The organism is Micromonospora sp. HUAS YX12 (assembly GCF_040215685.1).
GTDB lineage: Bacteria > Actinomycetota > Actinomycetes > Mycobacteriales > Micromonosporaceae > Micromonospora > Micromonospora tulbaghiae.
Map to the genome: position 1 here is coordinate 5097003 of NZ_CP157974.1, position 24406 is coordinate 5121408.

Annotated in this window: 19 protein-coding genes; 12 read left to right on the top strand and 7 right to left on the bottom strand. The window is 69.4% G+C overall.

The features are described from left to right. Window position 1: 1 nt before the first annotated feature. The 4 genes from ABIH81_RS24330 to ABIH81_RS24345 all read right to left on the bottom strand — a co-directional run bounded on the left by ABIH81_RS24330 (window position 2) and on the right by ABIH81_RS24345 (window position 1540). Window positions 2–439 carry a hypothetical protein gene (locus tag ABIH81_RS24330; protein WP_349877197.1) on the bottom strand — a complete coding sequence of 146 codons (438 nt, stop codon included), beginning with the start codon at window positions 437–439 and terminating at the stop codon, window positions 2–4. A 119-nt stretch (window positions 440–558) separates the two neighbouring features. Beyond that, window positions 559–945, bottom strand: coding sequence for a hypothetical protein (locus ABIH81_RS24335; protein WP_349877198.1), 387 nt, complete (start codon window positions 943–945; stop codon window positions 559–561). Further along, a complete protein-coding gene (locus ABIH81_RS24340) occupies window positions 942–1262 on the bottom strand; it encodes a hypothetical protein (RefSeq protein WP_349877199.1) in 321 nt (106 codons plus the stop codon). The genes ABIH81_RS24335 and ABIH81_RS24340 overlap by 4 nt, the downstream gene beginning before the upstream one ends. After that, the gene (locus ABIH81_RS24345) at window positions 1259–1540 is read right to left on the bottom strand and encodes a DivIVA domain-containing protein (RefSeq protein WP_349877200.1); all 282 of its coding nucleotides are present in this window, start codon (window positions 1538–1540) and stop codon (window positions 1259–1261) included. The genes ABIH81_RS24340 and ABIH81_RS24345 overlap by 4 nt, the downstream gene beginning before the upstream one ends. A gap of 322 nt (window positions 1541–1862) precedes the next feature. Here ABIH81_RS24345 and ABIH81_RS24350 point away from each other — a divergent pair, with 322 nt between their 5' ends. Then, a complete protein-coding gene (locus ABIH81_RS24350) occupies window positions 1863–2753 on the top strand; it encodes a helix-turn-helix transcriptional regulator (RefSeq protein WP_349877201.1) in 891 nt (296 codons plus the stop codon). Then, on the top strand, window positions 2746–2949 hold the full coding sequence (locus ABIH81_RS24355; RefSeq protein WP_349877202.1) for a DUF397 domain-containing protein: 204 nt from the start codon (window positions 2746–2748) through the stop codon (window positions 2947–2949). The genes ABIH81_RS24350 and ABIH81_RS24355 overlap by 8 nt, the downstream gene beginning before the upstream one ends. Window positions 2950–3007: 58 nt before the next feature. On the opposite strand, the gene ABIH81_RS24360 is transcribed toward ABIH81_RS24355, so the two are convergent. From ABIH81_RS24360 to ABIH81_RS24370, 3 genes are all read right to left on the bottom strand, one after another. Next, window positions 3008–3169: a hypothetical protein gene (locus ABIH81_RS24360; RefSeq protein ID WP_349877203.1), complete on the bottom strand. Its 162-nt coding sequence runs from the start codon at window positions 3167–3169 to the stop codon at window positions 3008–3010. Between the two features lie 236 nt (window positions 3170–3405). Beyond that, window positions 3406–8898, bottom strand: a complete 5493-nt coding sequence (locus ABIH81_RS24365; protein ID WP_349877204.1) for a DUF3320 domain-containing protein — start codon at window positions 8896–8898, stop codon at window positions 3406–3408. A gap of 233 nt (window positions 8899–9131) precedes the next feature. Further along, the gene (locus ABIH81_RS24370) at window positions 9132–9716 is read right to left on the bottom strand and encodes a hypothetical protein (protein ID WP_349877205.1); all 585 of its coding nucleotides are present in this window, start codon (window positions 9714–9716) and stop codon (window positions 9132–9134) included. A gap of 160 nt (window positions 9717–9876) precedes the next feature. Here ABIH81_RS24370 and ABIH81_RS24375 point away from each other — a divergent pair, with 160 nt between their 5' ends. The 10 genes from ABIH81_RS24375 to ABIH81_RS24420 all read left to right on the top strand — a co-directional run bounded on the left by ABIH81_RS24375 (window position 9877) and on the right by ABIH81_RS24420 (window position 24297). Then, the gene (locus tag ABIH81_RS24375) at window positions 9877–11913 is read left to right on the top strand and encodes an SAM-dependent DNA methyltransferase (RefSeq protein WP_349877206.1); all 2037 of its coding nucleotides are present in this window, start codon (window positions 9877–9879) and stop codon (window positions 11911–11913) included. A gap of 20 nt (window positions 11914–11933) precedes the next feature. After that, window positions 11934–13550 (top strand): class I SAM-dependent DNA methyltransferase, encoded by a 1617-nt coding sequence (locus ABIH81_RS24380; protein WP_349877207.1) that lies wholly within the window; start codon window positions 11934–11936, stop codon window positions 13548–13550. Between the two features lie 25 nt (window positions 13551–13575). Then, the gene (locus ABIH81_RS24385) at window positions 13576–14751 is read left to right on the top strand and encodes a restriction endonuclease subunit S (RefSeq protein ID WP_349877208.1); all 1176 of its coding nucleotides are present in this window, start codon (window positions 13576–13578) and stop codon (window positions 14749–14751) included. 48 nt (window positions 14752–14799) lie between these two features. Then, complete coding sequence (locus tag ABIH81_RS24390) at window positions 14800–17991, top strand: type I restriction endonuclease subunit R (protein WP_349877209.1); 3192 nt, start codon at window positions 14800–14802, stop codon at window positions 17989–17991. 370 nt (window positions 17992–18361) lie between these two features. Beyond that, complete coding sequence (locus ABIH81_RS24395; protein WP_189194739.1) at window positions 18362–18889, top strand: DUF4352 domain-containing protein; 528 nt, start codon at window positions 18362–18364, stop codon at window positions 18887–18889. A gap of 80 nt (window positions 18890–18969) precedes the next feature. Beyond that, window positions 18970–19899, top strand: coding sequence for a hypothetical protein (locus ABIH81_RS24400; protein ID WP_349877210.1), 930 nt, complete (start codon window positions 18970–18972; stop codon window positions 19897–19899). A 102-nt stretch (window positions 19900–20001) separates the two neighbouring features. Beyond that, entirely contained in the window at window positions 20002–20862 is an 861-nt protein-coding gene (locus ABIH81_RS24405; RefSeq protein ID WP_349877211.1) for an RNase H family protein, read from the top strand. A 110-nt stretch (window positions 20863–20972) separates the two neighbouring features. After that, window positions 20973–23462: an AAA family ATPase gene (locus ABIH81_RS24410; RefSeq protein ID WP_349877212.1), complete on the top strand. Its 2490-nt coding sequence runs from the start codon at window positions 20973–20975 to the stop codon at window positions 23460–23462. Beyond that, complete coding sequence (locus ABIH81_RS24415) at window positions 23459–23863, top strand: hypothetical protein (protein WP_349877213.1); 405 nt, start codon at window positions 23459–23461, stop codon at window positions 23861–23863. Before ABIH81_RS24410 ends, ABIH81_RS24415 begins: the two co-directional genes overlap by 4 nt. After that, window positions 23860–24297, top strand: a complete 438-nt coding sequence (locus ABIH81_RS24420; RefSeq protein WP_349877214.1) for a DUF4190 domain-containing protein — start codon at window positions 23860–23862, stop codon at window positions 24295–24297. The genes ABIH81_RS24415 and ABIH81_RS24420 overlap by 4 nt, the downstream gene beginning before the upstream one ends. Window positions 24298–24406: the final 109 nt, after the last annotated feature.

The window sequence follows — 24406 nt, forward strand, 5'->3', positions numbered from 1 at the left end:
ATCAGCCGACCCACGTAGGTGCGGGCGACTCGAACCGCGCGAAGGCGTGCTCGATGTCGGCGAGCGCACGGTGCGCCGAGCGGGGCAGGAGCTGGCGCAGATGCCACATCGCGACGGGCACGTGCCCGTTCGGAGGACCACCCCCGGATTCCCGGGTCGCGGCGAACGACCACACGAGGATCAGCGCCAGAGCGTACGCCGTGTCCGGGATGTCGAAGCCCAGGTCGAACCAGGCCCGCGCTTCTTCGGGAAGGCTGAACGTGCCGCCCTCCCGGCGGACCTCGACCAGGCTGCCGGCCAGCGCTTCCAGGCTGTGGCCCTGCCCGCTGGCCCCGACCCTCCAGGTGATGTCGAACGTCGCGGCGAGTGTCGCCGCCGCCGCGATGACCGCCGCGCACTCGCTGCGGTTGAGGTGCCGTCGCCGGCGGAGCAGCCTCATGCCGCAGGTCCTGCGGACAGGTGGTGCTCCAGCATGGGAGGACCCTTCCACGAGACCCGCCGGGGTTCAAGAACCGCCGGCCCGACCCGTTCCAGCTGCCGCACGCAGACGTCGACCCCTCAGCTATCCGGCCGAAGGGCGGCGACCCGGGCCAGCACCGGCCGGAGCGCGCCGTCCTGACCGTCCGGACCGATCTCGACGCCTTCGAGCCACACCCACTCGCCGTCGTACCACTCGCTCAGGTCCGGCCGGACCCGCACGACCCGCAGCCGCAGCGGACCCTCCGCGTTCCGGTAGTCGGTCTCGGCGAGCTGCACCACGTCCCCGGCGGCGACGGTCACGCACGGGACGACCGGCACCGGGGCCACCGCCGCCGGCACCGACGCGGGGATGCCGCGCGGGCGTGGCGGCGGCTGCGGTCCGGACGCGGCGGCCAGCCCCGCCCGCCGCGCCCGCAGGATCAGCCGGTTACGGATCTGCGCGGGCGACAGGTCGAAGACGTTCATCGCCGGTACGTCCGCACGCAGCGCGCGATGATCGAGCCGGCCCAGGCCGCCCGGGGGCAGGTGCCGTCGGCGCGGCAGTCCGGGCATTTCCTGGTACGCGGATCCTCGGTGGGGCTGCGCCAGTGCAGGTCGGCCAGCCGGTTCGCCCTGGCGAGCTGAGCGGGCGTGACAAAGAGGTCGTGGTGCCCGGCCGGCCGGGCGGACCGGGGCGGGTCACCGCCGGGCGGCACCTTCTCGGCCGACGTTGGGAACCTCCCCCGGTTCCGCTCGCCGGTCCGGTTCGTAGCGGCCCGCGCGCTGGCTCCGCGCTCGATCACCGGCGCTCGCCGTTCGCCTGCCGCGCCTGCTCGGACTGCCAGCGGCGCAGCGCCACCTTGATCCGCAGGGTCTCCTGGCGATGCCTGTTGATCTCGGCGTGGAGCGAGGCCATGTCACCGGCGACCCGGCCGAGGTAGGCGTACACCGCATCGGGGTCGAGGCCGCGGCCCCCGAACCGGGCGGGCGGGAAGCGGCGCTCGCGCACCTGCCACGGCAGCAGCGAGGGGTACGCGGTCGTCCCGCTGCCCCGCCCCGGTCGATCGTTACTGACGCTCATCAGCCTGTCCTCCTTGTCGTGGAAGGGGTGGGCCCGCCTGCCCGTCCCGCGCCGGCGGGCCCACCCCGCCCTGACACCGCAGCTTCGCTCAGCGGTACGGCACCAGGGCTGCTCAACGGATCACCGATCGGCAGGTACAGCGTCCGGGCGGTAGAGATCGCCGGGCCATCGTGCCGGTAGTCATCCTGTGACAGTGCGCAGTGGACGCGCAACGTTCCAACCGCGACTTTCCGGGTTGTGCATTGACTTATTTCGTGGAAACGAGTAGACGTTGCAGAGCTACGTCACTCGTTGTTGCCGGATGGAACCAGGGAGTGCCCGAATGGCGGAAGACATCGGCTCGACCGTGCCGCGCCGACAGCTCGGCCGGCTGCTGCGCCAGTTCCGCAACGAGGCCGGCGTGACCCTCGACGCCGCGGCGGAGGCGCTGGAATACAGCCGGCAGAAGATCTGGCGCCTCGAGTGCGGCCTGGGCGCGGTCCGGGTGCTCGATGTCAAGGCGATGTGCGAGCTGTACGGGGTGTCCGCGGAGATGACCGAGGCGATGCGAGGGCTGGCCGCGGAGACGAAGTCGAAGGGGTGGTGGCACGCGTACGGGGACGCGGTACCGAGGTGGTTCGAGCTGTACGTGGGCCTGGAGTCCGCCGCCGCATCCCTTCGCCAGTGCCAGGAAACGGTCATTCCCGGCCTGCTCCAGACTCGCGAGTACATCCAGGCGTTGGCGCGCATCGACCAACCCGCCGTGACCGACGAGGATCGCGAGCACGCCGTCCAGGTGCGACTGCAGCGGCAGAACCTGCTCAGCCGCCGGTTGCCCAAGCCCCCTCGGTTGGAGGCTGTCATCTCGGAGGCGGTGCTGCGACGCACAGTCGGTGGACAGGCCGTCATGATCGGACAGCTCACCGCCCTCCTCGAAGCCTCGGAACGGCCCAACGTGTCGGTGCGGGTAGTACCGCTCGCCGCCGGCCCGCACCTCGGTGCCGTCGCGGGGTCGTTCGTCATCCTGGACTTCCCGGCGACAAAGGGCGGTCGGGCGGCGCCCGAACCCTCGGTCGTCTACAGCGAGTCCCTTACCGGCGCGCTCTACCTGGACAAGCCTGCGGAGCTGCGGGCCTACGAGGAGGCGTTTGCGAGCGTCACTCGGCTGGCGCAGAGTGAGGCAGAATCAAGGGACACGATCAAGGGGATCATCGGGGAGCTGCGCCATGACTGACCTGACCGGCGCCATCTGGCGCAAGAGCAACCGCAGCGGTGGCAACGGCGGCGAGTGCGTGGAGGTGGCCACGAACCTCCCTGCCCTGGTAGCCGTACGCGATTCCAAGGATCCGGCGGGGCCGGCGCTCACCTTCACGCCGCGGGCGTGGGCTGACTTCGTCACGGAGACCAAGCGTCACTCGCTTCTCGTTTGACACTGAGGTCCGTACGAAGCGCCGCTGTCCTCTCCTGCGCCCTCCACCGCGGTGCCGCTCAACTACCCGCCGAGTCGCCGAAGATCATGGCTACGATGATCAGGACGGACAGACCGATGCCTGTCAGCCCGAGAATCAAATCCACCAGCGAAGCGGGCATAGTTGTCGCCGCTGTTGAGGCCTCTGCCGCCCACCAGATGGCGGGTACGCCGAAGAACACGCAAGACCGAAGACGATGGCAACGGGTATCGAGGCTATGCCGAGACCGAGCGCGAGGATGGGCAGCTCCCGGAGGGCCCTGACGGGCTACCCGGATGCTGCTTGACGAGACGCCGGTCGACGGGGCTGCCACTGGAACTGCGCGGGCAGGTCCGCGAGCTGTGCCACGAGTTACTGCCTTGCCGGAGATGACGTCGGCTGAACGGACTCAACTGCTTCATCACCTCCGGCACCTACTTACCCGTCCAGCCGGTGAATATCGATCGACAGGCTACGACCGTTGGCGATGAGCACGCCGTCAGTAACCAAGCGGTCGATGAGCAGCTCAAGCCGTCGGGAGATGTCCGGTCCACGCCGGGTCCAGCCGTACAACTTGGCCACATGTGCGCTCAGCTCGTCGCGGGCCACGCCACCCGTGTCACGGACGAGATTCGTCAAGGCGAGCATCAGCTCGTCGTCGTGGACCTGCTCCACGCTGCGGCTGCACGCCTCAACGGGGCTACGGACTTCGCCCACAACGGCGCCGGGCACGCGCACGAAATCCCCGTCACGGTCGAGACCGGCCTGACGGATGGCGGCATCGATGTTGTCCCTGATCCGCGACCCGACCCGGCCGATGCCCCAGCACTCCCGCAACCTCTGGTGCAGGACCGTGATGTGCACCGGCCCTTCCACGGCGGCGACCTCGGCGACGCCGACCCGCATGGCGTGGGCGCTCCCGCGTTCGCCCGGATCCGCCCAGTAGGGCAGGCGATCCACCATTGCCGTCCGGTACGGCGTCACCCAGGCCGGGTGCAGGTCGAGGGCCGCCGCCTCAATGGTGACGGCGGGTCGCTCGATCGCCTCTTCCGGGCTGGACAGAAGCCCACGAACTGGGGCGGCGACGGCCCTCTCGATCGCGGCACGCAGGCGCTCCTCCTCGCCGAGACGGTTGCGATACCACGCGGTGCCCCAGATGCGATGCAGCCGCCATCCGAGGCCGCGCAGGACCTGATCACGCAACCGGTCCCGGTCCCGGGCGACCTTGGAGGAGTGATACTGGAATCCATCGCACTCGACGCCCAACACGTAGACACCGGGCCGGTCCGGATGACGCACTCCCATGTCGATCCGGTAACCGGCGGCGCCGACCTGCGGCGTCACCTCGTAGCCCCAGGAGCGGATAACCTTGATGACCGACTCCTCGAACGGTGACTCGGCATCACCGCCGGTGCTGGTGCTCAGCGCAAGGGCCGCCATGCCCCGTTCGGCGTAGTCCAGGTAGCGGCGCAGATGCCGCAGCCCTTCGCTACCGGCAGCGGCCACGATGTCCGAAGCCCGTACGCTGGTGACGACTTCGTTGCGGAAACGCGCCCGGGTGATGGCGACGTTCAATCGCCGCCACCCACCGGCCCGGTTCAGCGGGCCGAAGTTCATCGTCGTCTTCCCGGCCTCGTCGGGGCCGTACCCGATCGAGAAGATCATCACGTCGCGCTCGTCGCCCTGCACCGACTCCAGGTTCTTGACGAAGAAGCCATCAAGCCGATCGTCGGTGAAGAACTTGTCCAGTTCCGGCCGGTCCTGCCGTGCCTGTTCCACGGCGTGCTCAATGGCCGCGGCCTGTGCCTCGGAAAAGCTCACCACGCCGAGCGTGAGGTGCGGGCGGGTGGTGAAGTGGTGGACGACGCGCTCCGCCACCTTTGCCGCCTCGGCCGGATTGTCGCGCGACGAGCCACGCCGGTAGGTGCCGGCGACGTGGAACAGGTCCACGCCCACGTCGGGTCCGACATCCTCGGCGCCGGGGAAGGTGATGAGCCGACCCTTGTAGAACGACGAGTTCGAGAAGGCGATGAGTGCCTCGTGCCGGGACCGGTAGTGCCACCGCAGCGTGAGGGCGCGGAACTCCGCGGAACCCTTCATCAGATCGAGAACCGACTCGAAGTCGACGCCGTCCTCGGCCTCTTCGTCCCACTCATCGCTGTCGTCGGCGACGCCGGCGGTGAAGAAGCTGGTCGGCGGGAGCTGCTTCTGGTCACCGGCCGTGATGAGGGCGTGGCCTCGGTAGATGCAATTGACAGCGTCGGCGGGTGCGACCTGACTGGCCTCGTCGAAGATGACGACGTCGAACCGCATGTCCGACGGCAGATACTGGCTGACCGCCAGCGGCGACATCATGAAGCACGGCTTGATCGCCTGCGTGACATGGCGCGTACGCTCCAACAGCAGCCGCACCGGCATGTGCTTCTTCTTCTTGCCGGCTTCACGGCGGATGACACCCGACTCGCCCAGGTTGTTGCGAGGTCGCTGTGCATTGCACGCTGCGATGATCCGCGAGGTCGCTGCCCCAATGAGCGCCCGGTCCAGGCTGCGGTACTCGGCCACGAGTGAATCGCGATCCTCGGCCCGCACGACCCGCAGGGCCGCATCCTGATGCAGGTGATGGTCGGCCCACTCCTGCAGTAGGGCGCGCTCGAGCACCAGCGGCACCTGTTCGGCGCTCAAGCCCTCGGTGATGCAGAAGTCGATGGCGGTCTCGAGTCCTACGGCGACGAGGTCAGCCCGGGCGCTTTGATATGCGAACCATTCGTCCTGTCCGGCGCTGTCCTCGCGCAGTGCCGCGATGAGATCCTCCGCCTCCGCGTAATCGCCGAGTTCGGAACTCAGTTCCGCGTGCCTGCCGGGGTCGAAGGCGGCGAGCAGGTCTGCACGCGCCCCGGCCCACCGTCTTTCGATGTCGCCCAGTTGCGGCGTCGGAACGACGCTCTCCAACGCCTCCGCCTGAGTGGCGGTCAAGGGCTCCTCGAAGCCCTTCCTGCAGGCGCGCATCTGCGCGGCCCAGTCGAGGGCCGTGTACACCGCCGTCAGGTCGGTGCGCTCACCGGCGTAAAGCGAACCGAGGATCGACGAGTAGCCGTGGTCGTGTGCCGCGAGCAGGGTGTAGACGGCGTCAACGGATGCGCGCAACTCGAGCAGGTGGCGAGACTCGGCGAGGGTCAGTTGCCGGTTCGCCGCCTTGCTCACCGACCCTGCCAACGCAGCCGTCGACCGCAGCGGGACCAGATGGGTTTGCAACCATTCGGCTGCCTGCGTTATCGGAAGCAGCACGAGCTCGGGCCGTGCAGCAGGCAGCGGCTCCGGCATCAGACGCGACCGCCAGTCCTGCAGCCGCGCGCGCGTTTCGTCGGCGACCGCAAGCAGGCTCGTGTTGGGGATCCCGTCACAGGCGATGTGATCAGCAAGCTTCGCCAGGTCCGCGGTGCGGGCCTGGCGGATGGCGGCGTCCGCGATCGCCAACGCCCGGGCGACCACGTCGAAGTCCGTGGAGCGGCCGTCGTAGTAAGTGCCGAGGGCCGCGGCATACCGAGTCTCTGCCTCGTTGAAGGCGGCCGCAGCCTGCTTCCAGGCGATTGCCAGCGCCAGCTGATCTCGCGCCGTCTGCCAATCAACCCCCGCCGAGGTGAACGCGACTAGAGCACGCTTGTCTGCGCGGTAGGCGCCGCTGAGCTTCTTCAGGCCCCGGTGCTCATGCGTGAAACGGTGCGCCAAGCCTTCTACGTCGGCCATGAGTGAGGCATCGGTGTAATGCGCTGCCGCCGCCTGCTCCGCATCCAGTAGGGCGACGATGGCCTGCTGAAGCGCCCGCGCGGCCTCGTTGGCCGCAGCGTGGCCCACGGCGGACAGCCACTCACGTTCGGGACGGCTCTCGCTGCGACCGAGACTGGCCACCGCCAGGGTCGCCACGGCGTCGTCGAACGACACGACGGGCGGCAGGCCGAGCATGACGGCCAGCCCACCGAGGGAGCGGGCGGCGGTCCGTAGTGTCTCGGCGTCCCGCTCGAACGTGTCGGCAAGCACCGTGGCCTGGTCGGAAGTCAGCGATGGCAGGTGCAGCGGCGCAACCGCAAGATTTTCCAGCGACGAAGTGTCGAGGTCGGGCGTGCTGTCCGCGGTAGGGAGCTCGGACCAGGCGACACCGGCGGCACGGCTGGCCGCTTCCTGCCGGTCGGCAAGCTCCCGGAGTTCCGCAGCGAGGCGATCCGCGGATTCCTTGGCCTGGTCGAGCTGGGTGGCGGTCAGCCACTGCTGGGGCACCCCGGCCGGCCGTGAAGCGCAGTGAGCGACGATGCGCGTGAGGTCGGGGGCCTGGCACAACCGGCTGGCGTCGAACGCGGCGGCCAGTGGCGCATGGGCCGCGGTGACACCGGCCAACGCGTCGAGCGCCGACGCGGCTGCGTAGAGGCGGGCGTCCAGGGAGCCGCGATGCGTGACGCCGCGCCAGGCGAACGAACGTCCCTGGCTAGCGGGGCGCCAGGCCCGGGCGAGTGCGGCAGCGGTGACCCGCACGGTCCCGAACATCTCGACCGTCAAGTCGACCGGCGCGATGCCGCTCATCGGAGCGGCCGGTACGTGGTGCAAGTTGGCGATCATGCCGAGGACGTCGTGCAGCGAGTAGTTGAGCGGCGCCCGCGGCAGGTTCATGGCCTCGGCGTACGCGTTCAGCTCCTCCCGCCGTCGGCGAGCGTTGTCCAGATCGATGTCGTTCATCCCGGTCGGCGCGACCGGAACGGTCTCCAATGCCTGCCCCAGGGCCGACGCGACCTCCTTTCTCGTCGCCTTGTGCGAGTGCAGCTCGAGCAGATAGGCGCTGAGCCCGACGTCGTGGAGCCGGTTCCGGACCACTTCCAGCGCCGCGGCCTTCTCGGAAACGAACAGCACCCGCTTACCGGCGTGCAGCAGCGCTCCGATCATGTTGGCGATGGTCTGCGACTTCCCGGTCCCGGGCGGGCCGTCCATGACGAAGGAGCGGCCAGCCAGCGCGGCGGCGACGCTGGCGCGCTGCGAGGAGTCGGCGTCGAGAACCAGCGGGATCTGCTCCGCCGGCATGTCCTGGTCTATCCGGTCTTCGGTCAGCTCATCGAAGAGGAAACCGCCTTCTCCCGAGCCTCGCCCACCCGTTGCCAGGCCCTGGATCACCGGATGTCCGGCGACAGAGGCCTCGTTGTCGAGCAGGTCTCGGTACATCGCCTCCTTGGCGAATGAGAAGTAGGAGAGCGTCACCTCGTCGTTGACTCGCCAACCGGCGTGCCCGGTCACTGCGGCCCGTACGTCGGACAGGAAGTCGGCATAGGCGACGTCCTCGAGGTCGTCGACGGATGGCAACGTGACCATGAGCTGGTTGAGCTTCAGCGTGAGCGCCGGGTTCACGACCGGATCTTCGTCCGCACGCTGCAGAAAGGGCAGCTGTCGTGGCCCGGTCGGAACGAGCCGGACCGGGACGAGCAGCAGCGGACTGGTGTATCGCGCCTTGTCACCGTCGGTCCAGGTGAGCGAGCCGAAGGCGAGATAGAGGATCCAGAGTCCTCGGTCCAGGAACTCCTGGTTCGACCGACGCATGAGGTTGCGAAGTGCCGAACTCAGATCGCTGACCGGCTTGTCCGTGCGCAGGACGTCGACCCGGAAAGCCCTGCCGGGCCTGCCGAGATCGGCTGCGGGGAGGGCGTTTTGCGGTTCCGTCGTTACCGTCTCGGACTCGTCGTTGCCCTCCTCCGCAGGACGGAACCGGAAGTGGCGGCCGGCGTTCAAGCCGGCCAGGACATCCGTCGCGGCCGGTTCGAGCACCCGGACGGCTCCCGACCTACTCAGTCGGAAGTTGAGGAGCCGGTTCGTGCCGGACAGGTTGATGAGACTGTCACGCCATTGACGGATGGTCGCCTGGAGCAGCCGATCCTGCGCCGGAAGGTTCTCGGTCATGCCGGCGTCGCTCCCCATTTCAGATATTTCCATTCGTACGTTGGTCTCGAAGTGCTGGTCGAAGGAGCTTGGCGCCGTGCGATGCCGAGCAGGTGCTGTCATCGTTCATGGAGATCAACTCGAACCTAGAGGCGACACGGCTGCCCCCACACTCGGCCATCCGGATGGTCTTGAAGCGCAGCCTGGCCAGGGGCTGGGCCCGAATGGCGGCCCGGCCGCGGGCTCGGGCCGGCTCAGGCCAGATAGCGGTTCAGGATGGTGTCGTCGTAGACGATCTCATGACCCATCTCACGCAGCGCCGCCTCGATCGCGTCCTGGTCGTCGAGCGGCAACCAGGTCGCCCGCTCGTAGTCCATGCCGTATGCGCGGTCCTCCCGGCCGAAATCGGCGAGCAGGCTGGCAGGCGCCAGCTCCGCCGTACGCAGCCGGGGACCCGGCCGCCAGAAGAGGCCGAGATCGTCATACCAGTCGAACGGGACGTCGTCGCCCAGGTCGTCGAACGGGGGCTCGCCGTCCACGGCCGCCCGGTCGTTGTACACGGCCTTGACCAGCGGAACCGCAAGCGGAGACCGACGCACCTCGCCCAGGGTCTTCGGCTCGACCACCGCCTTGATCAGCTCGACGTCGCGCAACGCCACCTCATAGGGAAAGACCTCGAGCGAGTCCTGTGAATCTTCCTCAAAGTGTCGCTTCAACTCGGGGTGCTCTTCGAGCCACGAGTGGTCCGTCCGCCCGTAGGTGCCCACGAAGTACTGCACAGTCAGCCCTGCCGTTCGATCTCGGTGATCTTGATGCCGATCGTGGGTCTTACTGCTCATGCCGCTCAGCGAGACCTTGTTCGGTAGCTGGGCCAGGAAAGCGCATGGGGCTGCCGGGGCGCCAATGACCGGTTGATAAGGCGGGTTATCATGATCGTCTCTCCGCCGCCGGGGGATGCGTGACTACAGTGGAGCCCTTGGCCAGGAGGAGGTGAAGAGCATGATGTCCGAGTTCATGTCGTCGGGCGAAATCGCCCAGCTGGCGCAGGTCGAGCGCCCGGTGGTGACGACCTGGCGGCGCCGGCACCCCGACTTCCCCGCCCCGGTGCCCGGCGCCGCCGGTCAGTTGCTCTTCCCCGCCGACGCGGTCCTCACCTGGCTGCTGGACCGCAAGCTGGGCAACGCCGCCCCGGAGACCTTGCGCGCCGAGCACGCTTTGCACACCCTCACTGCGTACGCGCGTGAGCATGGCGGCCGCCGCCTGGTGCTCTCCCTGGGCGCCGCTCTCTGCCTGCGCGAGATGTCCGGCCACGTCCTGACGGCTGATCTGATGAAGGCGGCCCGCCGGTTCGACCCGGAGGACGAATTCCTCCTCTCCGACCTGCAGGACGCGCCCGCCCTGGCCGATCTTCCGCGAATGGTCGAGCAGCTGATCGAGGGTGCCTACGAGGCGAACCGGGCGTACCAGTTCCTGCTCGGCAACTGCGCTCGCTTCGGCTGGCCGGAGCTGGGTGCCGATGCCCTCACTCCCCACCTGGTCACCCTGATCCGCCTGGCTGCCGACGTGCCCGGCCGGCTGCGCGGCCGCCGCCGGATCACGGTCGGTGACCCGTACGCGGGCTCGGGCGACCTGCTCGCCGCAGTGTTGACCGGCCAGGAGCCGGAGGCGCTCAGTTTCAACGCCGCTCAGCCGAATCCCGCCCTGGCCCGCCTGATCCGTCGCCGGCTGCTACTGGCCGGTGTCCCTGAGTTCAACATCGAGGTGGTTCCGGACGAGCTGAACGACGAGTTCGCCGATGTCGACGTGGTCGTGACCCGGCTGCCCTACCAGCCGACCGAGCAGCGCGACCCGGCCGAGGACCTCGACAAGATCAGCGACATCGCCGACCGGCTCGGCTCCGGCTGCACCGCCGTCGTGGTCGGCCCCGCCACAAGCCTGGTCGACGCACTGCGCGACACCGGTGCGATCACCAAGCGGGCCGACCTGCTGACCAGTGGCCTCGTCGAGGCGGTGGTAAGACTGCCCGGCGGCGCGTTCCCGGCTCGCCCCGGCCACTCCACCGCCCTGTGGCTGCTCACCCGCGACCCGGTCTCCGCCACCCAGGGCCGCCTGCTACTCGCCGACGTCAGCGGAGCCGCGCTCGATCAGCGCGTCGCGGAAACCACGGCCGAGGACATCCTGCTGTGGCGGGCCGAAGGCTACCGGCGCGACGGCCACGACCCGCGGACCGGCTGGGTGGTCCCGCTCGACGCCCTCGACCTGCGCCGCGGTGCGGCGCTGCGGCCGCCGGGCCCGGCCTCGGTCACCATGCGCGCCCGGCTGGCCGCCGACCGCCCCGCGCTGATCGGGGAAATCGAGGGCCGCCTCACCGACGCGGAATACGAGGCCATCCGGTACGCGAAGGAGCACGGCCCTCTGAGCACCGGGGCGGCGCAACGCGACGAAAGCCGCGCGAAGGAGGTCTCCCTCGGCGCGCTACGCACCGCGCGCCGGGTCCGCACCCTTCCGGGGCATCGTCTATCCCCAGAGCATGTCGGGCCGCAGGGTCACCACCGAGTCATCGGCGCCGCGGAGGTCGTCGCGCAGTCGTGCAAGCGCTGGATGGACCGGCTCACGCTCGCCGCTGAGTACCCGCACGTCGGCCTCACCGAACCGGGTGATCTTGTCGTCACCACGGTCCCCCAGTTCGGTGTCTTTCTCGACGAGGACGGCTTCTCGGTGATCGAGTTCCCGGCTCGCGGCCTGCGCGTCTCCCCGGGCGACGCCCTCACCCCGCGAGTCCTGAAGGCCTTGCTCGACACCGCCCGAAACACCGCGCGCAGCCCTGGCGCGGTGCACGCGCCGAGGCTACGCGACGTGACCATCCCCGACCTGCGCCCGGACGAGGCGACCCGCCTGGACGAGCTCCTGCGCCGCCTCGACGAACGCGAGCGCTTGTTGCAGCGGCAGGCCGCCCTCCTGGCCGAACTGCGCGAACTCGCCGTTACGGGCTTCGCCGACGGCACCCTCACGACTCTGTACGGTACGAACTCCTGAACGAGAGAACGGAACACACAGTGCCCCCACGCAAACGTGCCAACGGGCAGGGCGAGCTGCCCGGCATGTCCAGCACCAAGCAGATCCAGGACATCCTGTGGAAGGCCGCCGACAAGCTGCGCGGCTCCATGGACGCCGCGCAGTACAAGGAGTTCGTCCTGGGCCTGGTCTTCCTCAAGTACGTCTCCGACGCGTTCGCCGAGCGCCGCAGCCAGATCGCCGACAGCCTCTCCGACATCCCGGAGAACCGCCGCGCCGAGTTCCTCGACGACCGCGACGAGTACACCAGCGCCAACGTCTTCTGGGTTCCGGAGAACGCCCGCTGGGACTACCTGGTGGAGAACGCACCCAGCGGCGTCGGCGAGCTGCTCGATGACGCCATGGACGCGATCATGCAGGAGAACCGCGCGCTGACCGGCGTCCTCCCGAAGATCTTCAACCGGGACAACGTGGACCAGAAGCGATTGAAGGAGCTCGTCGACCTGATCAGCGATGCCCGCTTCACCGGCCACGGCGACCGGAAGGCGCAGGACGTCCTCGGCGAGACGTACGAGTACTTCCTGGAGCGCTTCGCCCGCGCCGAGGGCAAGCGGGCCGGCGAGTTCTACACCCCGTCCAGCGTGGTGCGGGTGCTGGTCGAGGTGCTGGAGCCCTACGAGGGCCGGGTCTACGACCCGTGCTGCGGCTCCGGTGGCATGTTCGTGCAGTCCAAGAAGTTCGTCGAGGCCCGCGCCGGCCGCGACCACACCCACGACATCGCCGTCTATGGGCAGGAGGCCAACGAGCGCACCTGGCGGCTGGCGAAGATGAACCTCGCCATCCACGGCATGGACCCGGTCGGCATCGGCGACCGCTGGGCCGACACGTTCGCCGACGACAAGCACCCCGACCGGCGGGCCGACTTCATCATGGCCAACCCGCCGTTCAACATGAGCGACTGGGCGCGCCGCGAGACCGACCCGCGCTGGCGCTACGGGACGCCGCCACAGAGCAACGCCAACTACGCCTGGCTTCAGCACATCCTCTACAAGCTGGGCGACCGCGGCAGTGCGGGCGTCGTCCTCGCCAACGGCTCGATGTCATCCAAGCAGTCCGGCGAAGGCGACATCCGCCGTGCGATGGTCGAGGCGGACGTGGTGGCCTGCATGGTCGCCCTCCCGCCGAACCTGTTCCGCACCACCGCGATCCCCGCCTGCCTGTGGTTCCTGACCAAGGACAAGACCCCGCAAGGCGCGAAGGCGCTCACCGACCGGCGCGGCGAGATCCTCTTCATCGACGCCCGCGCCCTCGGCACCATGGTCGACCGCACCGAGCGCGTCCTCACCGACGACGACATCGCCAAGATTGCCGACACCTACCACGCCTGGCGCGGCACCAAGTCCGCCAAGACCAAGGGCCAGACGTACGAGGACATGCCCGGCTTCTGCTACTCCGCCAAGCTCGACGAGGTGGCCGCCCACGACCACGTCCTCACCCCTGGCCGCTACGTCGGCGCTGCCGAAGCCGAAGAGGACCCGGACGCCGAGCCGCTCGCCGACCGCATCGAGCGCCTCACGAGGGAGCTGTACGCCCACTTCGACGAGTCGTCCCGACTGGAGAGCGTTGTACGCGAGCAGCTTGGAATGATTGATGTCTGATTGGCGGACTTACGCTCTCGGCGACGTGGCCGAAGTGTTCGACGGACCTCACGCGACACCTGTAAAGACTGAAGAAGGCCCCTGGTTTCTCAGCATTTCGAGCCTCATTTCCGGTCGTCTCGAACTGTCTGAGTCGGCCCATCTTTCCGAACAAGACTTTAAGCACTGGACTAGAAGAGTAACGCCCAGTCCGGGAGATATCCTTTTCTCTTACGAGACCAGGCTGGGCGAGGCAGCGCTCATGCCGGGAGGAATCAGGGCGGCATTAGGACGCCGGATGGGTCTCCTCCGACCGAGACGCGAACTAGTCGAACCGAGATTCCTGCTGCTGGCCTACTTATCACCCGATTTCCAGCAGGTTATCCAGACGCGGAAAATTCACGGAGCAACCGTGGATCGCATCCCGCTGGTGGAACTCCCAAAGTGGCCCATCAGGATACCCGAGCTTTCAACGCAACGCCGCATATCCGCAGTCTTGGGGGCCTTGGATGACAAGATTGCAGTCAACGACCGAATCGCCGCCACGCTGGACGACTTGTCACATGTTTTATTCTCCAAGCACTTCAGCCCGGCAGCAAAAAGTCAAGATTGGCAAACGGGCAAGCTGTCTGACCTGTGCGGAACACAGTACGGCTATACTGCCAGCTCCACTGACGCTTCCATCGGCCCGCGCCTGCTTCGCGTGAAGGACATCAACAAAGAGAACTGGATCGACTGGCCAAACGTACCATATTGCCAGATCTCTGCCGATAAGTTCGACAAGTATCGACTAGGCCGGGGCGACATCGTCGTGGCGCGAATGGCAGACCCGGGGAAGTCGGCAATCGTGGAGGAAGACGAAGAAGAAGCAGTTTTCGCATCGTATCTGGTCCGCCTCAAAACCGCATCATTGACACATGCATACTTCGTATGGGGGTTCCTCAAGTCGGAGCGCTATCAGGACTATGTCGCCGCTTCGAAGTCGGGTTCGGTCCAATCGAACATGAATGCCAAGGCGATTGTGGGTGCATCGCTTGACATTCCGCCACAAGAACTCATGCAGAAGCACTTCGAAATGGTGGACCCGCTGCGCCAGAAGCTGCTCGCCGTTCTTCGGGAGTCTCGCGCTCTCGTCGCGTTGCGAGATCAGCTACTGCCAGAGCTGATGTCGGGGCGGTTGCAGATCAGGGAGGTCGAGAAGGTTATTGAAGAAGCGGTCTAGGTAAGTAAAACGGTCCGGGGAGGGGTTGGGATGGGTATAGGCGGCTGGATGAACGAGGCGGACTGGGAGACGCTCGCGCTGGATCACCTCGGTGAGCTCGGTTGGGAGCCGGGTGCCGGGAAGGACTTCGCACCCGGGTCGGGGCAGCGGCAGGCTTGGGCCGATCTGGTGCTGGTCGAGGACCTACGGGCCTCGATCGAGCGCCTCAACCCCGACCTGCCGCCCACGGCGGTCGCCGACGCAGTGCGAGCCGCCACCGACGTGACCTCCCGAGAGGCGTTCGCCGAGAACCGGGTGGCGCACGAACGGGTTGTCCACGGCATCCGTTCGATCACGTACACCGACGCGTTCGGTGCCGAGCACACCCCCACCGTGCGCCTGGCCGACCTGGACGACCCCGGCCGCAACGTCTACCGCGCGATCAACCAGGTCACGATCGTCGACGGCGACTTCCGGCGCCGGTTCGACATCGTGCTCTACCTCAACGGTCTGCCGGTCGCGATCGTCGAGATGAAGAACGCCGCCGACGAGAACGCCACCCTGACGGGCGCGCACGCCCAGCTTCGGGCGTACCTCTCGGAGTTCCCGCTCGCCTTCCGGCACACCGTCCTGTGCTTGATCTCCGACGGGGTCACCGCGAAGTACGGCACCCCGTTCACCCCCTACGAGCACTTCGCGCCGTGGAACGTCGACGACGAGGGGGAACGTGTCGATACCACCTCGCCCGACTACGACGGCCCGGAGGCGCTTACCGTCGCCCTCTACGGCCTGTTCAACCAGCGGCGCTTCCTGGAGCTGACCGCCGGCTTCGTCAACTTCACGTCGAAGGCGAAGCGGATCGCGAAGGCGCACCAACATTTCGCGGTCGTCCGGGCCGTCGAGTGCATCGTGCGGGCATCGCAGAGCGACGGGAAGGCTGGCGTCGTCTGGCACACCCAGGGCTCCGGCAAGTCCGAGGAGATGGTGTGCACGGCGGCGATGACCGCCCGCCACCCCGCCCTGAAGAACCCGACCATCGTGGTGCTCACCGACCGCAACGACCTCGACGACCAACTCTTCGACACGTTCCTCGACAGTCAGACGCTGCTGGGCCAGGAGCCGGAGCAGGCCGACACCCGCGCCGAGCTGCGCGCCAAGCTGTCGAACCGGAACGCCGGCGGCATCATCTTCACCACCTTGCAGAAGTTCGGGCGTACGAAGGAAGAGCGCGACGCCGGGAGGCCGCATCCGCTGCTCTCCGACCGGCGCAACATCCTGGTGATCGTCGACGAGGCGCACCGCAGCCACTACGACAGCCTGGACGGCTACGCCCGGCACCTGCGCGACGCGCTGCCGCACGCCACCTTCATCGCCTTCACCGGCACCCCGATCGCCAACGCCGAGGTGAACACCCGCGCCGTCTTCGGCGACTACATCGACGTGTACGACCTCAAGCGTGCCGTCGACGACGAGGCGACCGTGCGGGTTTACCACGAGCCGCGGATCATCCCGGTGTCGCTGCCGCCGGACATCGATCCGGAGAGCATCGACGAGCAGGTGGAGCAGCTAACCGCCAGCCTGGACGACGCAGAGCGGCGCAGGGCTGAGGCGTACGCGGCCACCATGAACACCGTCTACGGCGCCCCCGACCGGGTCGAGACCCTCGCGAAGGATCTCGTCGAGCACTGGGAGAAGCGACGGGAGCTGATGCGGCCGCAGCTCGGCGGGCCGGGCAAGGCGATGCTGGTCTGCGCGACCCGGGAAATCTGCGTCCGAGTCTTCGACGCCCTTCAGGAGCTGCGGCCCGACTGGGCGGACCCGGCCGTCGACAAGGGCAAGATGAAGATTGTCTTCCATGGGGTGCCCAGCGACAAGGAGGTGCTGCGCCCGCACCACCTGCGCCCGTCGCAGCAGAAGACCATCCAGGCCCGTGCAAAGGATCCGGACGACGAGCTCGAGCTGCTCATCGTGCACTCGATGCTGCTCACCGGCTACGACGCGCCGCCGATCCACACCATCTACATGGACCGGCCGATGAAGGGCGCCAACTTGATGCAGGCGCTCGCCCGGGTCAACCGCCGGTTCCGGGAGAAGCAGGACGGCCTGCTGGTCGGCTACGCCCCGCTGACCGAGAACCTGCGCAAGGCGCTCACCGAGTACACGCCCAGCGACCAGGAGGACCAGACCCTCGGCCGCGAGATCGAGCGTGCGATCAGTGAGGTGCACAACGAGATCTCGGTCCTCGAGGCCATGCTGGCCCCGGTGCAGTGGCGGGAGATCCTGGACGACCAGACCGACCCGACCCGCTGGCGCCGGGCGGTGAAGAAGGCGGCAAACTTCCTGCGCAACCCACGAACCCCCGGCAACGAGGTGGAGCCCGGCACGAAGCCGCTGCACCGGCGCTTCCGTGACTCAGCGGGCCGGCTCGAACGGTTCTACACCCTCTGCGCGACCAGCCGCGACTTCGCCGAACGCGCCGGCGACATCCAGCGGATACGCCGCGACATCCACTACTTCCGCGACGTCCGGGTCTGGATCGTCAAGGAGGAGGCCGCCGACCGGGAGGCCAAGGGCCTGCCCAACACGGCCGAGGTGGAACGCTACCTGTCCCAGCTCGCCGCCGAGGTGGTCGACGCCGCCGACATCACCGACATCTACGAGGAGGCCGGCCTCGGCAAGCTCGACATCACCGAACTCAACGGGGTGGCGTTGCAGCGCCTGCAGGACTCGGAGACCCCGCACCTGGCCGCCGCGGCGCTACGCCGGCTGATCGAGCGCAAGATGCGCGAGGTCACCAAGCACAACGTGGTTCGCCAGGAGCGCTTCTCCGCCCAGCTCGAAGACCTGATGAACCGCTACATGCGCCAGCAACTGACCAGCGCGCAGCTGATCGTCGAGCTGGTCGAGCTGGCCAAGCAGGTGTCCGCGGACGCCCGGCGCGGCCACCAGTTCGACCCCCCGCTCAACCACGCCGAACTCGCCTTCTACGACGCCGTCGCCCAGAACGGTGCGGCTACGGAGCTCATGGGCGTCGGCACCCTCGCGGAGATCGCCCGGGAGCTGGTGAAGTCGATCCAGTCGTCGATCACAGTGGACTGGTTCTCTCGAGAACCGGTACGCGCCAAGCTGCGCAGCCACATCCGCCGACTGCTGGCTCGCTACGACTATCCGCCGGACCACGAGCGCGCCGCGATCGACCTGGTCATCCGTCAAATGGAGACCTTCGCCAACGAGTGGTCACCCGGAGCGCCGACGAAGTAGCGAAACCGGCTCGGACGTAAGGAGGCTGTGGGCCGGCGGCTGGGGCTCCCCCCGCCGACCCATGGCCTCCTGCTTGCGGCAGGTCGGCGCCCTCCCATGCCCTGAACAGCGGAGGACCGCGGTCGACCTGACAGGGCCACGCGAAGGCAGCTCTCAATCTCCATGCCTCGGGGGATTACGGCTGCTCAATGCCGAACCCGGCACCATTCTGACGTAGCAGCCGCCGTATTGTTGGTAACCCGGGTTATCAGCACTTCAACGCCTCGGTGCTGGACTCCAGGTAAGTGCTCCTGTTGTGATTTATGGGCGTCGACGAAGCGCCGATCCGGCGAGTCGACCAGCAATCCCCTTCTTTCACAGGAGCTTCAGCATGCGCAAGATCGCTACCCTCGCCCTGCTCGCCACCGGCCTCATCGCGCTCGGCTGCGGGGCCGGCACCACCGACGACGCCACCAGCAAGGCCGACGCCGGGGGCGCTAAGGGTGACGACAAGCCGAAGACCGCGAAGATCGGTCAGCCGGCCCGGGACGGCAAGTTCGAGTTCACGGTCAAGTCGTCCAAGTGCGGCGTCGCCAAGATCGGCACCGACATGCTCGGCGCCAAGGCGCAGGGCCAGTTCTGCCTGGTCACGGTCAACGTCAAGAACATCGGCAAGGAGTCGCAGATGTTCGACGGCAGCAGCCAGAAGGCGTACGCCGCCAACGGCACCGAGTACTCCGCCGACGGCGGGGCCGCCATCTACGCCAACAAGAACGCCGAGACGTTCCTCAATGACATCAACCCCGGCAACCAGGTCACCGGCGTGGTCGTCTTCGACATCCCGAAGAACGTCAAGCTCGCCAAGCTCGAGCTGCACGACTCGCCGTTCTCCGGCGGCGTGACGGTCTCCCTCGCCTGACTTACGACTCGATCGTGGGCGGGCGCCACGCCCGCCCATCCCTCCCCCGCCACTGAAGCCCACCTGTAGAGGAGACCGCCATGACGGACCCGACCAGCCCGATGCCGCCCGACCAGTCCACCTCGCAGGCCGGCGTACCGCCGCAGGCAGCGCCGTTCCCGCCCGGCGCCGCCGTGCCCCCGCCCGCTGCCCAGTTCCAGGACGGCACGCTCGCCGGGCCGCCCGTGCCGACCGCGCCGGGCCGGCGCTCCAACGCTCGCGCCTGGATCGTCGGCTGCATTGCTCTGGTCGTTGTCCTCTGCTGCGGGGGCACGCTGATCGGTGTGTTCAACGGCGCCGACAACCCGGACCCGAAGTCTGCGGCCGCGTCGGCGAGCCCGAGCAGCGCCGCGCCCACCACCGCTTCGCCCACGACGGCCGCCCCGACGACCGCCGCGCCCACCTCGGCCGCCCCTGCGACGACGGAACCGGCACCCACCACCGCGCCGCCCACCCCGAAGCCGAAGGTGATCAAGGGTCGCGGTGACGACGTGGTGCGGATCCGCGAGCTGTCCGAGCTGTCCGTCGTGAGGTTCACCTGCAAGTGCACCAGCAACACGGTGCTGAAAAGCGACGGAGACGGCCTGCTGGTCAACGAGATCGGCTCGTACAGCGGCAAGCACTGGATCAACCTCGAAGACGACTCGCTCACCACCCAGTTCGAGATCGAGGCGTCCGGATCCTGGACGCTGACGATCGGCACCATCGACCAACTGGCCACGAAGGCGCCGACGGGGAAGGCCGTGGGCAAGGGCGACGACGTGGTGGTGCTGGGTGGCGACGCTGCCGCCGCCAAGATCACCCATCGGCGGGGCGACTCCAACTTCGTCGTCTACGCCTACTCCCTGGAGACCGGCGAAGGCGGCCTGCTAATCAACGAGATCGGCGCGTACTCCGGCGTCCGCCCGCTGTCGGCGCCCGCGCTCGTCCAGATCACCGCTGACGGCTCCTGGACCATCACCCCCGCCTGATCCGTCGGCGACATCAGCCTCACGGCACCGCCGAGGCTTACCGCTCGCCGCCGGAACACCAGACCCACCACCCTTCGCCGGCTACAGACGTCAGGAGGCGTCGTGCGTCCCGATGAGTTCCACCGCGCCCTGGACCTGCTCCCCGCTCCCCTGCACGACCGCGCCCACGCCCTGCGCACCTACGTCAAGCCGCGGCGCTGCGAAACCTGCCAGGCCGTCGGCGACGCGGTCCTGCTGGCGCTGACCGCCGCCCACTACGACGAGTTCGGCTCGGCGGTGCAGCTGCTCGACACCGCCGAGCAGCTCGCCGCCCGGCACCAGCTCGCCTGCCGCGCCAACCTGTTCGCCGGGCTGGCGCCTGAGCCGGCCGGCGCCATCGGAGCCGCACATGACCCGAGCCGCAGCCAGGTCCGCCGCTGGGCGGGCACAGCCGCGCCGCTCATCGCCGCGACCGACGCCAGCTGGAAGGGCCGCGCCGGCGGCATCGGGTACGTCGCGAGCGACGGCCGCTATGGCCTGCGCAGCCGGCGTCCTGGTCGCGTCGACCCGACCGGCTGCTCGCGGGTGCTGGTCAGCGAGCTGCGGGCGGTCGAGTTCCTGCTCACCGCCTACGACACACCGCCGGCCAGGATGACGGTGCTCGTGGACAGCCTGCCGGCGCTGAACTACCTGCACCGCTGGCAGGCCGGCGAGTCCGGTGCGATGCCCGCCGGCTACGACCTGCGGCCCCGGCACAACGAGATGAAGCCCACCCTGGTGCGGCTCGCCGACCTGGTCGGCGCTCGCCCGGATCTGACGTTCGCGCACGTCAAGGCACACGCTCAGCACGCCCTGAACGAGGCCGCCGACAGTCTGGCGCACATGGCGCGCCGCCGGGTCGACGAGTCGTTCGACGTGCAGGCCCGGGCGCACGCCCTGGTTGAGGCGTTTCTACGCGAATGGCACGTTGCGCTCGCCGCCTGACCAGCGATCCACAAGCAGAGAGTCACCGAGCGTTGCCGTACCAGCACCGGGTCGAGCCGTTGCGTCGGCGCGGCACGCACTTCCCCACCCGCCTCAGTGGAGGTCGCCTGATGAACCACACCGAACCCCTGGTCGAGCTGATCTTCGACCGGCTCGCCGCCGACCGCGTACCCGATGACACCGCCGAGGTGGTCCTCGCCGCGCTGACCGGCGAGGCCGACCTGGCCGCGGCGCTCGCCGGCGCGCCGACCGCCCTGGAGCCGCAGCGCACCGCGGCGGACGAGCCGCGGGAGCGGATCTGGCTCTCCTCGGTCACCGTCGCCGGTTTCCGCGGCGTCGGCCCGGAGCGCACCCTCGCCATCGAGCCCGGCCCCGGGCTGACCGTGGTGGTCGGACGCAACGGCTCCGGCAAGTCCAGCTTCGCCGAGGCGGTGGAACTGGCCCTGACCGGGGACAGCGCGCGCTGGGCGGACCGCAACAGCGTGTGGCGTACCGGGTGGCGCAACCTGCACGCCGGCGACCCGTGCCGGATCGCCGTCGAGCTGCGGGTCGACGGGGTGGCCGCGCCCACCCGGGTGGTCCGTTCCTGGCCGGCGGAGGCGGAGCTGGGCGACGCCGAGGTGGCGGTCACCAGTGCGGGCGGCACGCACCGGGATCTCACCGAGCTGGGGCTGGCCCGGCCGCTGGAGCTGTACCGGCCGTTCCTCACCGCCGCCGAGCTGGGCCGGCTCACCGCCGGCACCCAGAGCCAGCTCTTCGACGCCATCTCCGCGATCCTCGGCCTGGAGGCGATCACCGACGCCGACCACCGCCTGATGGCCGCCGCCCGCCCGATCGACGCCACCATCAAGGAGGTACGCGGACAGCGCGCCACCCTGGCCGGCACCCTCGCCGGGATCGACGATGAGCGGGCCCGGCGGGCCGCCGCGCTGCTGCGCACCCGGGGCCCGGCCGACCTGGCGGCGCTGACCGCGATCCTCGACGAGCCGGACGAGCCGACCGCCGATGAGGCGGTGCTGCTGTGCCGGCGGCTGGCGGACCTGCAGCTGCCCGACGCCGACGAGGTGACCCGCCTCGCCGGGCAGCTGCGGGAGGCCGCCGCGGAAGCACGCCGGCACGACGGCGGCCGATCGCGGGCGTCGCTGCGCAGCGCGGAGCTGCTCCGGCTGGCCGTCGAGCACCACGACGACCGGGGTGACGGGTCGTGCCCGGTCTGCGCGACGGGCCGCCTCGACGGCGACTGGCGGACCCACGCGGCGGCGTCCCTGGCGGAGCTGCGCGACCGGACCCTCGCCGCCCAGGCCGCCGCGTCCCGGCTGACCGCGCTGCTGCAGCGGGCGCACTACCTGATCGACGACCTGGACGTGCCCACCGGCGACGCCGACGGGGTGCCGGTCGACGACCTGCACGCGGCGGTGACGGCGCTGCGGCTGGCCCCGGGCGGCCCGGAGGAGCTGGCCGACCACCTGACCGCCCGGTACCCGGCGGTGTTCGCCGCCGCGGAGACCGCGCGGGCGTACGCGAAGGAGCTGCTCCGCCGGCGCGACACCGGCTGGCGGGCGGTGGCCGCGGAGCTGCGGGCCTGGATCGCGTCGGCCGGGACGCTGCCGGAGCGGGAACGCGCCCTCGCCGGGCTGAAGGCCGCGCGGGCGTGGCTGAAGACGACCGGGGCGCAGCTGCGCAACCAGCGGGTGGCGCCGTTCGCCGAGCACTCGCAGCGGATCTGGGAGCGGCTACGGCAGGAGAGCAACGTCGAACTGGGCGCGATGACCCTGGCCGGCTCGAACACCCGGCGGCGGGTGGTCATCCCGGTCAGCGTGGACGGCACCGACAACGGCACCGCCCTCGGGGTGATGAGCCAGGGCGAGATGCACGCCCTCGGGCTGGCGACGTTCCTGCCGCGCGGCTGCGCGCCGGAGAGCCCGTTCCGGTTCGTCGTCGTCGACGACCCGGTGCAGAGCATGGACCCGGCCAAGGTGGACGGGCTGGCCCGGGTGCTCGCCGAACTGGCCGAACAGCGGCAGGTGGTGGTGTTCACCCACGACACCCGGCTGCCCGACGCCCTCGCCCGCCTCGACCTCGGCCGGTCCCGCATCATCGAGGTGACGCGCGCGGAGCGGTCGGTGGTGACCCTGCGACCCGGCTCCGACCCGGTGACCCGCTACCTGGACGACGCGCACGCCCTCGCGCGCGCCGAGGAGATCGCGTCCGAGGTGCGCGGGCCGGTGGTGGCGGAGCTGTGCCGCTCGGCGATCGAGGCGGCCTGCCACCGGATCGTGTGGCGGCGGCAGGTGGCCCGCGGTGTGCCGCACGACGACATCGAGGCGGCCGTCGTGGCCGCGTCCCGGCGGCTAACCACCACCGTCGCGCTGGCGCTCTTCGACGACGCCGGCCGGGGCGGTGACGTCCTCGGGTACCTGGGTCGCAGGCACGGGTCGCGGGCGGTGAACGCATACAAGGCGTGCAAGGAGGGCGTGCACGGGGCGTACCTGTCCGACCTGCCCGAGCTGGTCTCCGACGTCCGGCACCTGGCGGCGGCGTTGCCACCGCCCGCGGCTGCCGTGCCCGCGCCCCGAAGCGGTACGGAGGTCCGGTCGTGACCGGGCCGACGCCCCGGCGCTGCCTGGCGGCGGCCGACCAGATGCTGCGCGGGTCCGGCCCGCTCGGCGTGGCCGCGGTGGCCGCCGGCTGGTGGCCGCGGGCGTGCGCCTGCCTGATCCGGCTCGCCCTCGAAGGCGGGATCGACGCCTACTGGCGGCGGACCCGTCCGGTGGTGGCCGCCTGCCGGCAGGGCCGGGCGAAGCAGCTGATGCTGCGCAGCCGCTTCGGGCCCAGCCCTGCCGTGGCCCGACGGGTCGCCTTCGCCTGGGCGGCCCTGTCCGCCGCCGCCCACCACCACTGCTACGAGCTGGCGCCGACCGCCGCCGAGCTGCGTCGCCTGCACACCGAGGTGAGCGCCCTGCTCACCCACCTCGACGGAAGAACGGAACCCCACCGATGACCTACCCGCAGCCCGGCCTCGACCCCACCCGCCCGCAGCCGCCGCTTCCTGCCGTCGTGGGGCCGTATCCCCCGGTGTCCGCGCCCACCGGCGCGTACGCGCCGGTCCCGGCCATGCCCTACCAGAATGGCGGCTACCCGCCGGGCGGACAGCGGCTCACCGTCCAGCCCGTCTTGACCTCGGGCATGGCGACGGCGTCGCTGGTGCTCGGGATCCTCGGCGTGCTCGGCGGCTGGTGCCTGTTCGGCCTGCCCTGCGTCCTGGCGGTCATCCTCGGCCACCTCGCCCTGCGGGAAACCCGGGACGGCACGCGGTCCGGGCACGGCATGGCGGTCGCCGGTCTCGTCCTGGGCTACGTCTTCGTGGGCCCAATGATCCTCTTCACCCTCATGGTCTTCTTCGGCAGCGTCCTGAGCGCCGCCCCGACGCCCTGACCCGGGCGGAACAAGAGGTGTGACACGCAGCCGCCACCGCGGCCCGGAAACAGGCGCCCACAAGGCCGCCGGAAGGACAGGAACGCATGTTCCAGGAGCATCCCCTCCA

Excerpts from the sequence above, each read along its gene's own strand:
- ABIH81_RS24330 (WP_349877197.1), bottom strand. The coding sequence starts at position 439 with ATGAGGCTGCTCCGCCGGCGACGGCACCTCAACCGCAGCGAGTGCGCG.
- ABIH81_RS24335 (WP_349877198.1), bottom strand. The coding sequence starts at position 945 with ATGAACGTCTTCGACCTGTCGCCCGCGCAGATCCGTAACCGGCTGATC.
- ABIH81_RS24345 (WP_349877200.1), bottom strand. The coding sequence starts at position 1,540 with ATGAGCGTCAGTAACGATCGACCGGGGCGGGGCAGCGGGACGACCGCG.
- ABIH81_RS24350 (WP_349877201.1), top strand. The coding sequence starts at position 1,863 with ATGGCGGAAGACATCGGCTCGACCGTGCCGCGCCGACAGCTCGGCCGG.
- ABIH81_RS24355 (WP_349877202.1), top strand. The coding sequence starts at position 2,746 with ATGACTGACCTGACCGGCGCCATCTGGCGCAAGAGCAACCGCAGCGGT.
- ABIH81_RS24365 (WP_349877204.1), bottom strand. The coding sequence starts at position 8,898 with ATGACCGAGAACCTTCCGGCGCAGGATCGGCTGCTCCAGGCGACCATC.
- ABIH81_RS24370 (WP_349877205.1), bottom strand. The coding sequence starts at position 9,716 with ATGAGCAGTAAGACCCACGATCGGCATCAAGATCACCGAGATCGAACG.
- ABIH81_RS24375 (WP_349877206.1), top strand. The coding sequence starts at position 9,877 with ATGATGTCCGAGTTCATGTCGTCGGGCGAAATCGCCCAGCTGGCGCAG.
- ABIH81_RS24390 (WP_349877209.1), top strand. The coding sequence starts at position 14,800 with ATGAACGAGGCGGACTGGGAGACGCTCGCGCTGGATCACCTCGGTGAG.
- ABIH81_RS24395 (WP_189194739.1), top strand. The coding sequence starts at position 18,362 with ATGCGCAAGATCGCTACCCTCGCCCTGCTCGCCACCGGCCTCATCGCG.
- ABIH81_RS24400 (WP_349877210.1), top strand. The coding sequence starts at position 18,970 with ATGACGGACCCGACCAGCCCGATGCCGCCCGACCAGTCCACCTCGCAG.
- ABIH81_RS24410 (WP_349877212.1), top strand. The coding sequence starts at position 20,973 with ATGAACCACACCGAACCCCTGGTCGAGCTGATCTTCGACCGGCTCGCC.
- ABIH81_RS24420 (WP_349877214.1), top strand. The coding sequence starts at position 23,860 with ATGACCTACCCGCAGCCCGGCCTCGACCCCACCCGCCCGCAGCCGCCG.